Annotated in this window: 11 protein-coding genes and 3 tRNA genes; 3 read left to right on the top strand and 11 right to left on the bottom strand. The window is 54.0% G+C overall.

The genetic code is table 11. The features are described from left to right. Positions 1-94: 94 nt before the first annotated feature. From LBW88_RS01990 to LBW88_RS01970, 5 genes are all read right to left on the bottom strand, one after another. A complete protein-coding gene (locus tag LBW88_RS01990; RefSeq protein WP_224929351.1) occupies positions 95-487 on the bottom strand; it encodes a hypothetical protein in 393 nt (130 codons plus the stop codon). A 231-nt stretch (positions 488-718) separates the two neighbouring features. Continuing rightward, on the bottom strand, positions 719-2,089 hold the full coding sequence (locus tag LBW88_RS01985; RefSeq protein WP_224929354.1) for an efflux transporter outer membrane subunit: 1,371 nt from the start codon (positions 2,087-2,089) through the stop codon (positions 719-721). Next, entirely contained in the window at positions 2,086-3,174 is a 1,089-nt protein-coding gene (locus LBW88_RS01980; RefSeq protein WP_200571177.1) for an HlyD family secretion protein, read from the bottom strand. The genes LBW88_RS01985 and LBW88_RS01980 overlap by 4 nt, the downstream gene beginning before the upstream one ends. Continuing rightward, entirely contained in the window at positions 3,171-4,850 is a 1,680-nt protein-coding gene (locus LBW88_RS01975; RefSeq protein WP_224929357.1) for an MFS transporter, read from the bottom strand. The genes LBW88_RS01980 and LBW88_RS01975 overlap by 4 nt, the downstream gene beginning before the upstream one ends. Before the next feature lie 2 nt (positions 4,851-4,852). Further along, positions 4,853-5,284, bottom strand: coding sequence for a MarR family winged helix-turn-helix transcriptional regulator (locus tag LBW88_RS01970; protein WP_224929360.1), 432 nt, complete (start codon positions 5,282-5,284; stop codon positions 4,853-4,855). A 486-nt stretch (positions 5,285-5,770) separates the two neighbouring features. On the opposite strand from LBW88_RS01970, the gene LBW88_RS01965 reads away from it, so the two are divergent. The 3 genes from LBW88_RS01965 to LBW88_RS01955 all read left to right on the top strand — a co-directional run bounded on the left by LBW88_RS01965 (position 5,771) and on the right by LBW88_RS01955 (position 8,006). After that, positions 5,771-6,028, top strand: coding sequence for a biofilm/acid-resistance regulator YmgB/AriR (locus LBW88_RS01965; protein WP_224929364.1), 258 nt, complete (start codon positions 5,771-5,773; stop codon positions 6,026-6,028). A gap of 151 nt (positions 6,029-6,179) precedes the next feature. Continuing rightward, positions 6,180-7,676, top strand: a complete 1,497-nt coding sequence (locus tag LBW88_RS01960) for a SulP family inorganic anion transporter (protein WP_224929367.1) — start codon at positions 6,180-6,182, stop codon at positions 7,674-7,676. Between the two features lie 159 nt (positions 7,677-7,835). Further along, on the top strand, positions 7,836-8,006 hold the full coding sequence (locus LBW88_RS01955) for a hypothetical protein (RefSeq protein ID WP_224929370.1): 171 nt from the start codon (positions 7,836-7,838) through the stop codon (positions 8,004-8,006). Between the two features lie 90 nt (positions 8,007-8,096). Here LBW88_RS01955 and LBW88_RS01950 read toward each other — a convergent pair. The 6 genes from LBW88_RS01950 to uvrY form a co-directional block, all read right to left on the bottom strand. Continuing rightward, positions 8,097-8,182, bottom strand: a tRNA-Leu gene (locus tag LBW88_RS01950). An 11-nt stretch (positions 8,183-8,193) separates the two neighbouring features. Continuing rightward, a tRNA-Cys gene (locus tag LBW88_RS01945) sits at positions 8,194-8,267 on the bottom strand. A gap of 42 nt (positions 8,268-8,309) precedes the next feature. After that, positions 8,310-8,385, bottom strand: a tRNA-Gly gene (locus tag LBW88_RS01940). 267 nt (positions 8,386-8,652) lie between these two features. Beyond that, the gene (gene pgsA / locus LBW88_RS01935; protein WP_160868253.1) at positions 8,653-9,201 is read right to left on the bottom strand and encodes a CDP-diacylglycerol--glycerol-3-phosphate 3-phosphatidyltransferase; all 549 of its coding nucleotides are present in this window, start codon (positions 9,199-9,201) and stop codon (positions 8,653-8,655) included. A 68-nt stretch (positions 9,202-9,269) separates the two neighbouring features. Continuing rightward, on the bottom strand, positions 9,270-11,102 hold the full coding sequence (gene uvrC / locus LBW88_RS01930) for an excinuclease ABC subunit UvrC (RefSeq protein ID WP_224929373.1): 1,833 nt from the start codon (positions 11,100-11,102) through the stop codon (positions 9,270-9,272). Then, entirely contained in the window at positions 11,095-11,754 is a 660-nt protein-coding gene (uvrY, locus tag LBW88_RS01925) for a UvrY/SirA/GacA family response regulator transcription factor (RefSeq protein ID WP_034820300.1), read from the bottom strand. Before uvrY ends, uvrC begins: the two co-directional genes overlap by 8 nt. Positions 11,755-11,870 lie beyond the last annotated feature (116 nt).

The following is an 11,870-nucleotide window of genomic DNA, read 5'->3' as shown; positions in this document are numbered from 1 at the left end:
CGATTAACAAGGCGGGCACGTGGCCCGCCTGTTTTCTCTTTCGGCAGTATTAGCGCTTTCTTTAAAACATTATCTCAGCGATGACACCTGGCGCTTATTTGGCGACCTGGCCTGTAAGACGCGTCTGGATACCCTGGTTCAGATTCTGAATCCAGCGGTTGTAATTACGATGGATCTGACCGCTACCCGCTTTCAGATTGGTACTGCTGACGTAATCAATGCGGTAACTGTTCGCGGTGTAGGTAATGCGAATATCGGCCGTATGACCGCGCTCGGACAGTTGGCCGTTCATCACGCCTGGGCCTGCTGGAGAAATCACCCAGTGGTTGGCCGCACCGGCTTCAACAATAGCACGCTGCATTTGACTGTCCGTGTAGCTTTGCCCTACGGTCTGGCTCACGTTCTGAATCGGCGCGGTGCGCGGTGCGCAACCGGTCATTAATGCCGCTGTCACGATTAAGGCAAGCGCCGCTTTTTTATTCATCATTTCCTTTGTTTCCCCTGTCGTAGCCAATCGCCACAGATGGCGACCGTGTGCGTGATTAAACTTGCACTGATCCGTTCAGACTTTGTAAAGCGCACGAATAATACCACTATATGTAAAGACAAGTAAAAAAAAGCACGAATGACTTAAGAACCGCCCCACTTCATGGCAAAAGCAGAATTTGCCGGGTTTACAGCGAAAAATCTGCCGCAAAATCGATTTGCGGCATGATGTTTAGCCCTGCCAGCCGCCACCCAGCGATCGGTAAAGATCGATTTGTGCGAGCAGCAGAGTGTTTTTCACTGAAACGATATTGAGCTGAGTGCTAAACAGGGTGCGCTGAGCGTCCAGCTCATCCAGATACGAGGCGTAACCGTTCTGATAGCGATTACGTGCGATGCGGTACGCTTCTGTCACATAGCCTTCCTGTTTCTGCAATTCCGTTAGCTGTTCCTGACTGCGACGAATGGCATCCAGCGCGTTATCCACATCCGAAAAGGCACTGCGTACCACCTTTTCATAGCCATATAGCGCCTGGTTGCGGGCGGCCATCGCCACATCCACCTGCGCCGTCAGTGCTTCGCGGTTTAGCAGTGGTGCGAGAATGCTGCCACCAATACTCCACAGGCGGATCGGATTATCCAGCAGCTGATGCAACTGATAACTTTCCAGCGTGCCGGTCGCCGTCAGATTGAGCGACGGCAATAAATCCGCCTGCGCTGAGGCCAGCGAAGCATCCGCTGCAATCAACTGGCGCTGCGCCTGCACAATATCCGGGCGACGGTTGAGCAGTTGAGACGGCAACAGCGATGGTAGCGTTTGCGGTTTGATGTGGTCGAAGTTGCGGGTACGCGCAATCTCTCGCGGATTCATCCCCACCAGTACGCTCAGCGCATTTTCCTGCTGCTCGATTTGATGCTGTAACTGCGGCACCTGCGCTTTGGCGGTCTGATATTCAGATGCCGCCTGCATCCACTCCAGGCGCGAGGTATAGCCGGTTTCGAACTGGCGCTGCGCCAGATTCAGCGAGTTTTCGCGCGTAGCCAGCGTGGCTTCGGTGACGCGCAATTGCTCGTCCAGTGCACACAGGCTGAGGTAGCCGGAGGCCACCGAGCTGGCGACGGTCAATTCCGCCGCCGAAGCCGCGGCACGCTGTGCATCCAGTGACGCTTGCGAGGCACGAATGCTGTTGCTGCGGCTGCCCCACAGATCCACTTCATAGTTAGCCTGTAACAGCCCCTGGAATACCGCGTTTTCATACGGCTGCCCGGTTACAGCTGACAACGCGCGCTGATGGGTGGCGGCAACGCCCGCCGAAAGCGTGGGGAAATTATCGCCCTGCGCGGCACGCAATTGCGCACGGTACTGATCGACCCGTGAGCGGGCAATCAGGATATCGCTGTTGTGTTGCAACGCCTGATTGACTAACTGGTTAAGGTTATCGTCGCCAAAACGTTGCCACCACTGCGCTTCCGGTGCCGCCGAAGGGCCCACCTGCTGGCGCCAGCTATCCGGAATCGGTAAGGAGGTCGGGGCTTTTTCCACTTCTGTCGCACAGCCGCTGACCATCAGCGCCATCAGTGAGGCGAGGAATAACCGCTTCATGGCGCATCCTTGTGCGGCTCTGCTGCGGTATCAATGTTGACTTCAACCGACATGCCGGGACGCAATCCTTCCGTGTCATCCAGAATACGGATGCGCACCGGAATGCGTTGGGCAATTTTGACAAAGTTACCGGTGGCATTGTCTGGTGAAATGGCACTGAATTCAGAACCCGCGGCAGGTGAAATAAACTCCACCCGGCCGTTAAAACGCTTGCCGTCCAGCGCATCAACCCGAATGGTCACTGGCAAACCTGGGCGCACGCGTGCCAGCTGTGTCTCTTTCAGATTGGCGATCACCCACTTGTTATCCGGCACCACCGAAGTCAGTCGCGTGCCCGCCGTAACATAGGTGCCTTTACGCACCGACAATTGCCCCAGCTGGCCGCTGTCAGGCGCGATGATGCGCGTGTTGGCCAGATCGATATTGGCCAGTTCCAGCGCCGCTTTGGCACTTGCCACATCCCCTTCCAGTGAACCGCGATTCACAATCACCGTTTGTAAACTCTGCTGCGACACCGCAACCTGCGCATCGGCCTGACGCAGTTGCGCCTGAGCCTGCGCATTGGCCGCGCGCGATGCATCACGCTCGCGCACTGATAGCGATCCATCTGCTGCCAGGTTTTCCACACGCTTGAGGTCCAGACTGCTTTTCAGCGCCTGCGCTTTGGCATTCTCCAGCGCGGCTTTATTGCTGAGAATGTTGGCTTCCGCGCTGCGACGCTGCTGCTGGTTGTTATTTTGCGCGGCAATTTTCATGTCCAGCTGCGCCTGCGCCTGATGCACACGCTGGCGATAGATTCGATCGTCAATGGTCATCAGCAACTGCCCTTTAGTCACAGGCTGCAAATCCACCACGTTGACATCGGTCAGATAGCCGCTCACCTGTGGGCTGATAAAGGTGACCTGACCGCGCACATAGGCGTTTTCCGTAGACTGAATAGTGCTGGTAAACGGCCACAGCTGCCACGCGTATAAAATCACCAGTACGCCAACAATCACAATGCCGCTGCCGAAAGCGATGGAAAGAATGCGTCGGCGGTTGGCGCGTTCGCGTTCCGCAGCCTGAATATCGTCCTGTTGGCTCATGAATTCTCCGTCGGGGTTGAAGCTTGCTGACGCTGTTCCGTCAAAGTACGGCGTGCCTGACGCCAGTTGATGTAACGCAGCCGCGTCAGTCGCCACAGCACCCACATCAGGGTGATCAGCGCCAACGCGGCGGTCAGTAGATAGGTATCGTTATAAGCCAATACGTTAGCCTGCAGCGTGGCCACGATTTGCAACTGGCTGCTACTTTGCGCACTGAGCAGCACGTTATCGGGCAACTGGCTGCTGAACAGTGAACTGTATTGGCTGAGGCGCTCGGTGACATTGGGATCGAGTTGTGACAGCTGATCGCCCAGCAGGCTGGAGTGGTACTTCTCGCGCCAGGTCTGGAAGGTACCCAGAATGGCCGAGCCAATCAGCCCGCCGAGATTCTGGCTCATGCCAAATAGCACCACAAAACTCACCAGATTTTTCGGTTGCGTCACCACACCGCCAATCCCTAACAGCATCGCGGGCCCGAGGAAAAAGGCGCTGCTGAAGCCGAGCAGAAATTGACTGACATACAGATTGTCGCCGCGCGTCAGCGGGCTGGATTGTGCATCCATATACGAGGCGATGATCATCACCACCAGCGAGGTGACAATCGGCCAACTGAGATGCGTGGGTTTAATGGTAAGCGCACTGGCGATCATGCCAAAAATCACCCCGGCGATGATCGCTAACGCCAGCCCGCGCATCTGGTCATTCAGCAGCCCGAGCTGTTGCAGGAAGCCCACCGCACCGGTGTTCTGCTCGGCCAGCACGATACGCATCATGATCATCACAATGCCCAGCCGCACAATCATGCCGTTGCTCAGCCATCGCGTGTTGATCAACGGATTCGCGCGGTTATGTTCTACTACCACCGCCGCGACAATCAGCACCAGCGAGATGGCCAATGAAATGCCCAACCACGGCGTGGTAAACCACCATTCAATGCGGCCCAGCGACAACACGCCACACAGCAATGCCATGCCCGGCGCCAGCAGGATAAATGTGACAAAATCCATTTTTTCAAAGGCTTTGATACGATCGCCCGGCGGCAACTTCACCACCAAAACACAGCCGAGCGCTATCATCGCCAGCCCCAGTTCAAACAGGTAGAGTCCACGCCACTCTTCCAGCTGCAACAATTCTGTTGAGAACAAGCGAGCCAGCGGGATCGCTAACTGTGAGGCGGTAATGCCGATCACCAGAGCCTTGAGTCGGTGTTTCGCCGGCCAGGCCTGAATTTGGTAATAGATGCCGAGCGAGCTGAGAGCCGCGCCGACCATCCCGTGTGCAGTACGCACAATAATGGCCGAGCTGAGGTCGTTAGCCAGGATATGGAAGAACGCCACAATGACGTAAAGCACCAGGAAGGCTTCGGTAAACAGCCGCAGGCCAAACTGTTGACGGAATTTGACCAACAGCAGGTTGATGGAGATATTGCCCATCACATACACCGCGGGCAGCCAGGCAATCTCATTGCTGTAAGCACCAAAAGTGCCCTGAAGGTTGGTCAGATTGGCGGTGACCAGCGCATTGCTCAGCGCGCCGGTTATGGAGATAAGCAGTCCGATAATGCCAAACGCCACACGCTTCGAGGGCGAGTGGATCGGAGTGGAAGGTGAACCCGGCAGCATCGGTTTTTCATGCGGCAGCCATTCACGTTGTGCATAGGGATTGCGTTTTGCCACGATCACATACTTCCTAATCGCGCCAATAACTGTTGCAGCACCTTCTCGGTCACCGCCAGCGCTTCGGGATCGATATCAGCCAGCAACTGCGCGCGCAAGCTGTCTGCCTGGGTTTTCACTTCGGCAAACGCCACGCTCCCCTGCTCGGTGAGAACCAGCAGACGTTTGCGGCGATCCTCTTTCGGCTGAACACGCGCCAGCAACTGCTGTTTCACCAGTCGATCCACCAGTGGCACCACGCTCGCTTCCTCTAATCCCAGCAGCTGAGCCAGCGCTTTCTGCGTCGGCGGCTCCGTAGCCGTTGCCACTGTCGCGATAGCCATCCAGCTGCTCATACTTAAGCCACTTTCTTTTAGGCGGCGATCGACCGCCAGCCGCCATGCATGTGCCGTAAGATGTAATAAACGCGAAAAAGGTTGTGGGTAGTCACTCAAAACGTAGTAGCCTAATGGTTAGATAGCTAACTAAACAATTGCGTTATTATAAACAAAGCGCAGGCCTGAAGAAAAGTTTGCTTACATAAGCAATTTAGTTGGTGCTTTGCAGCCTTACCACTTTTCCCTCGAAACGATACAACCCGTCCTAAAACTCACCCCTGTACAGTTATTTTGTATAAGTTTACCTTAAGCCGATTAAATCAAGCCATTGATAAACAAAGATAAGCACAAATTCCTTAAAAAAATCATTGTACAAGTTAACTCTCATTGTATAAGTTTACTTCCCGTGAGCTGGCTAACGGCTCCGTAACGAATGATGCACTTTGCGTCGCCTCTGAAGGTGTTTTTGGATTTCCACCTTCAGAGGTGTCTTTTTTGCGTTGGTTGATGAGTTAGGGTCTTACGCGCCTGTCCGCGCGTATGTTTTTTCATCATGGAACTGAAGGCCAGGTTGCCATCAGACCGATCTGAAGGGCTTCATACATGCAAAACGCCGCCACCAGCAATGACGCTATCGCTGACTATTTCAAACTCGCCGGAAACAGCGACAGCACCGAGATGGAAGTTTTCGGGCAGATCATTGCTGAAATCCTGCAAGCCGGCATGCCGGTCACCAATAAAGCCATTATCGCTTCGCTGATTAATCGCCTTGAGATGGAAAGCGATGTGATTCAGCTGGATATTTATCGTCATCTGCTCGAACTGGTGGTTAATAAAACGCCTGACGATCTCTCGGTGTAATACCGGATTCCATGGACGGAATCGCTCTCTTCTACACTCTCCCGCTAGCTTCATCTCTCAATGCCCGCTAACATCATCCGCGTTTAGTGTCCAACTGGTTACTGCCGTGCCGTGACGGCATGCGCAAAATAATAAAAGAGCCTGCACATTTATGAGCCAATCTCCCAAGCTCGCCCCTGCGGCGAACGATATCACCGTAGGCAGCGTTTTACGCTCGCCTGCGCTGCTTACCCGTGAGTGTCTGGCGGGGGTGATTACCGCCCTGGCGCTGATTCCAGAAGTCATCTCCTTCTCTGTTATTGCGGGTGTCGATCCCAAAGTGAGTCTGGTCGCTTCGGTGGTGCTGTGCCTGACCTTGTCGATCTTAGGTGGCCGCCCCGCCATGGTCACGGCAGCCGCAGGATCGGTGGCGCTGGTGATTGGACCGATGGTGCACGCGCACGGCGTGGAATACATCCTTCCTGCGGTGATCCTCGGCGGTATTATTCAGATTATTTTTGGCCTTGCCGGGCTGTCCCGCATGATGCGCTACATTCCACGTTCGGTGATGCTGGGCTTTGTGAATGCGCTGGGCATTCTGATTTTCTTCGCGCAGGTTCCACACGTTTGGGGACAATCTGGGTTGGTGTGGGTGCTGTTCGCCGTAACCCTGGCCATTGTGCTGCTGTTACCCAAAATCCTGAAAAGCGTTCCGTCACCGCTGGTGGCCATTGTCGCCGTCACCGGTGTGGCATTGTTGCTGGGTTATCGCGTGCCTAACGTGGGCGATGAGGGGCCAATGAGTTCCGGTTTGCCTGGATTCACCACGCTGCTGGTGCCGTTCAATTTGCAGACGTTGCAGATTGTCTGGCCAACCGCCCTGAGTATCGCCTTTGTAGGTTTGATGGAATCTCTGCTTACCGCCAAATTGGTGGACGATATCACTGACACGCCTTCCGGTAAGCGCCGCGAGTCCTGGGCTCTGGGCGTCGGTAATATTTTGGCAGGCTTTTATGGCGGCATCGCTGGCTGCGCCATGATCGGTCAGACCATCGTTAACGTTGAGCTGGGCAAAGCACGCACGCGCATCTCCACCATTGCGGCGGGTATTGTGTTGCTGCTGCTGGTCACCGGGCTGAGTCAGATCATGGCGCAGATTCCGATGGTGGTGCTCGCCGCGATCATGATGGTGGTGGCAGTGAAAACCGTTAACTGGCACAGCCTGCAACCCGCCACGCTGAAGCGCATGCCATGGTCAGAAACCTCGGTGATGGTGCTAACGGTGGTGGTCACCGTTTGGACCGGCAATCTGGCGCTGGGCGTACTGATTGGCGTGATCCTTGCCATGATGCTGTTTGCGCGTCGTATTGCTCATGTTATCCATGCTGAACGCAAGCTAAGCGATGATGGCGAGCAGGTCTATTACACGGTGCGCGGTCCGCTGTTCTTTGGCAGCAGTAACGATTTATTCGAGCATTTCGATTACGGACACGATCCGAAAACCGTCACCATTGACCTGACCCATGCACAAATCTGGGATGCATCCAGCGTTGCGGCACTGGATGCCATTGAATACCGCTATCAACGGCATGGTGCGACGGTCACGGTTATCGGGTTGGATAACCGTAGCAGCGATTTCCGCGACCGCCTGAGCGGTAATCTGGGGTGATGATTTTAATGAAGTGAGTTTGAGTCACTTCGTCCAGATTGATTTTTCTCTAAGCTGCCATCTTCAACGAGATGGCAGCTTTTTTATGTGCTTTAGTCAGCAAGAGATCAACTACGCTTAGGAGGCAACGCTTAGTTGCCTGAAGAAAGGACGTGACTGATGAAGAATCTTTTCGCTGGGATGATGATTATCACCTGTCTGGCAACGTTAACAGGCTGCCAGCAATCCGACAGGCCAATTGGGCCAGATGGACGTCCCAATGTGCCCACTGAGCAGCCTATTCCGGGCGGGCCGATGAGCAAAGGGCCTGTTGGGCAACCGCAAGCCTGATGCTGATTGAGCAGGCACAAAAAAACCGCCCTTGGGCGGTCACGACATTACTGCATATTGCTTTTATTTGGTTTTAGCGACGACTAAATATGGTGCCCGGGGCGGGACTTGAACCCGCACAGCCATAAGCCGAGGGATTTTAAATCCCTTGTGTCTACCGATTTCACCACCCGGGCAGGGTATAAATTGGAGGCGCGTCCCGGAGTCGAACCGAGGTAGACGGATTTGCAATCCGTTGCATGGCCACTCTGCCAACGCGCCTTTATTCTGATATGTCATCCGTTAAGAACAAATGACTAAATTTGGAGCGGGAAACGAGACTCGAACTCGCGACCCCGACCTTGGCAAGGTCGTGCTCTACCAACTGAGCTATTCCCGCATAATCTTCGTCTTTCAATTTACTGCTGCGTTAGCTTCCTTCACTCACACAGGTCACTTACTGAAGTAAGCTCTCTGTGATTCGCTCAGTTGCCGCCTTGCTGCAAACTGAAATACTCGATTCTTTAACTGACCGAACTCGCTGATTTTATTCAGCTTCTTGCAGACTCGCTGCCGTTCGATGCGATGCATTCTACTTATCTGACGCAATGAGTCAATAGAATTATCCACACACTGCGTCCGTTTGCTGCTTTTTAAATCGTATCGATCAGCTATCGAGCAAATCACCGCGTGCGGCGCTCAGATACTGGAACATAGACCAGAAGGTCAGCACCGCGGCGATATACAGCGCCACCACGCCCACGCCAACCACAGTGGCATCTGGACGCCACAGCAAGGCGAACAGTGAGAACATCTGCGCCGTGGTCTTCACTTTGCCAATCCATGAAACAGCCACGCTGCTGCGCTTGCCAATTTCCGCCATCCACTCACGCAAGGCAGAGATGATAATTTCACGCGCAATCATGGTGGCTGCCGGTAAGGTAATCCACCAGGCGTGGAAATACTCAGCGACCAGCACCAGTGCAATCGCAACCATGACTTTGTCAGCCACAGGATCGAGGAAGGCGCCAAAACGTGTGGTTTGCTTCCAGCGGCGGGCAAGAAAACCATCAAACCAGTCAGTTACGGCGGCAACCACAAAGATCAATGCGGTGGCAAAAGGTGCCCAGTAAAAGGGCAGATAAAATGCCAGCACAAAGAATGGAATCAGTACAACTCGGAACAGGGTAAGACACGTCGGAATGTTAAATTGCATATGCCAGTAACTGTCTGGTGTGAGTAGAATTTAACGTATGTTCCTACATTGCCCCCCCTGTTTCAATGCTAGTGTTTCAGCGAGCAGTAGATTTTTTCCGCCAGGGCGAAGGAAATCCCCGGCACTTTAGCAATCTCGTCCACGCTGGCATTCATCAGAGGTTGCAGGCCCCCCATATACTTAAGCAGCTGTTGACGCCGTTTTGGCCCTACCCCTTCAATGCTTTCCAGCGCGCTGGTGTTCTTCACTTTCGCGCGTTTTTTCCGGTGACCCGAAATTGCATGATTGTGAGAGTCATCACGAATATGTTGAATCACATGCAGCGCAGGCGAGTCCGGCGGCAACGAAACGCCCTCGCCCTCCGCTTCAAAGAACAGCGTTTCCAGCCCCGCTTTACGGTCAGTGCCTTTCGCCACGCCCAACAAGATGGGACGGTCTTTATCCCAGGGCACATCCAGCTCCGCGAACACCTGTTTCGCCTGCGCCAGCTGACCTTTGCCGCCATCGATGATGATCACATCAGGGATTTTGTCCTCTTCCAGCGCTTTACCATAGCGACGGCGTAACACTTGATTCATCGCGGCGTAATCATCGCCTGGCGTGATGCCTTCAATGTTGTAGCGACGATAATCGGAACGCAGCGGACCATCGCGATTGAACACCACACATGAGGCAATCGTCTGCTCACCCATGGTGTGACTGATGTCGAAGCACTCCATGCGTTTGATGATATCGAGTTCGAGAAACACCGCCAGCGCCGCCAGGCGTTGCTGAATGGTGGAGTGCTGAGACAGTTTCGTGGTCAAGGCGCTGGCAGCATTGGTGCGCGCCAGTTTAAGGTAACGCGCACGGTCGCCACGCGGCTTGCTTTGAATATTCACCTTGCGCCCGGCGAGTTCACTCAATGAATCTGCCAGTAACTCACGTTCGGGAAGGCTGAAGTCCAGCAGAATATCGGCCGGCAAGGTGCGTGCTTCGCTGCCCTGCAGGTAAAACTGGCCGACGAAGGTTTGCACCACTTCGGTGAGATCGGTATCGGCAGGTACTTTCGGGAAGTAGCTGCGGCTGCCTAGCACTTTGCCCTGTCGAATAAACAGCACATGCAGACAGGCCATACCGGCATCGAATGCCACGCCCATCACATCAAGATCATCGCCCTGATTGGAAACAAACTGCTTCTCGGTGACGCGTCGCACCGCCTGAATCTGATCGCGCAGACGCGCCGCCTCTTCGAAGCGCAATCCATAACTGGCTTCTTCCATGCGTTTGACCAGTTGATTGATCACTTGATCATCTTTACCGGCGAGAAACAGCCGCACGTAATCCGTCTGCTGTGCATACTCTTCTTCGCTGACCAGACCTGCAACGCACGGCCCAAGGCAACGGCCAATCTGATACTGCAAGCAGGGACGAGAACGGTTGCGATAAACACTGTTTTCACACTGTCGAATCGGGAAAACTTTCTGCAACAGCGCCAGGGTTTCACGCACCGCATAGCCATTGGGGAAAGGACCAAAGTACTCCCCTTTCGCGTGTTTGGCACCACGATGCATCGCCAGTCGCGGATGTGTATCCGCACTCAGGAAAATATAAGGGTAGGATTTATCATCGCGTAACAGCACGTTGTAGCGAGGCTGATAGAGCTTGATGTAATTGTGCTCAAGCAGCAAAGCTTCAGTTTCGGTGTGGGTCACCGTCACGTCGATGTTTTGGATGTTACTGACCAGGACTTCGGTTTTGCGGCTGCCCACCTGTGTACGGAAGTAGCTGGTCAGGCGCTTTTTGAGGTCTTTCGCTTTGCCCACATAGATCACTGTGCCTGTCGCGTCATACATACGGTAGACGCCGGGCTGACTGGTCACGGTGCTGAGAAAGGCTTTAGAATTGAAAACGTCACTCACTACTGATTAACGGCTCCGCATTATACAGACCATGTCGAATGGCCAGATGCGTTAACTCTACATCGCCACTGATATTCAGCTTACTGAACATGCGATAGCGATAGCTGTTAACGGTTTTCGGGCTGAGATTAAGCTGCTCGGAAATTTCCGTCACCTTTTGCCCTCGGGTGATCATCAGCATAATCTGCAATTCCCTTTCCGACAAACAGCTAAACGGTGATTCGGCTTTTTGCGGCTCGATTTGGCTGAGAGCCATTTGTTGGGCGATATCGGAGGCAATATAGCGCTGCCCAGAGTGCACCGAACGAATCGCACTGACCACTTCCTGCGGGGCCGCACCTTTACTCAGATAACCCGCCGCACCGGCTTGCATCACTTTTGCTGGCAGCGGATTTTCGGTATGGATGGTCAGCATAATGATGCGGATGTCAGGATTGAAGCGCACAATTTTGCGCGTCGCTTCCAGTCCACCGATGCCAGGCATATTCATGTCCATCAGCACTACGTCAACCGGATTGCTGCGGCACCATTTCACCGCATCTTCACCACAAGCCACTTCCCCGGCAATTACCAATCCCTTCATATCTTCCAGTATGCGGCGAATACCGGCGCGTACCAGTTCATGGTCATCAACAAGAAGCAGACTGATCAACGGGACATACTCCGCAGGTTAGTGAGGGGAAAAATATATTTCAGGAGGGCCATCTTACCGGGTTTACCGGGGAAAAAACATCTGGTTACGCAGATAAATCCCAAATGAAATGACGC

It is taken from the genome of Pantoea sp. alder81 (genome assembly GCF_020179835.1).
GTDB lineage: Bacteria > Pseudomonadota > Gammaproteobacteria > Enterobacterales > Enterobacteriaceae > Pantoea.
This window is presented reverse-complemented; position numbering and strand designations above follow the sequence as displayed.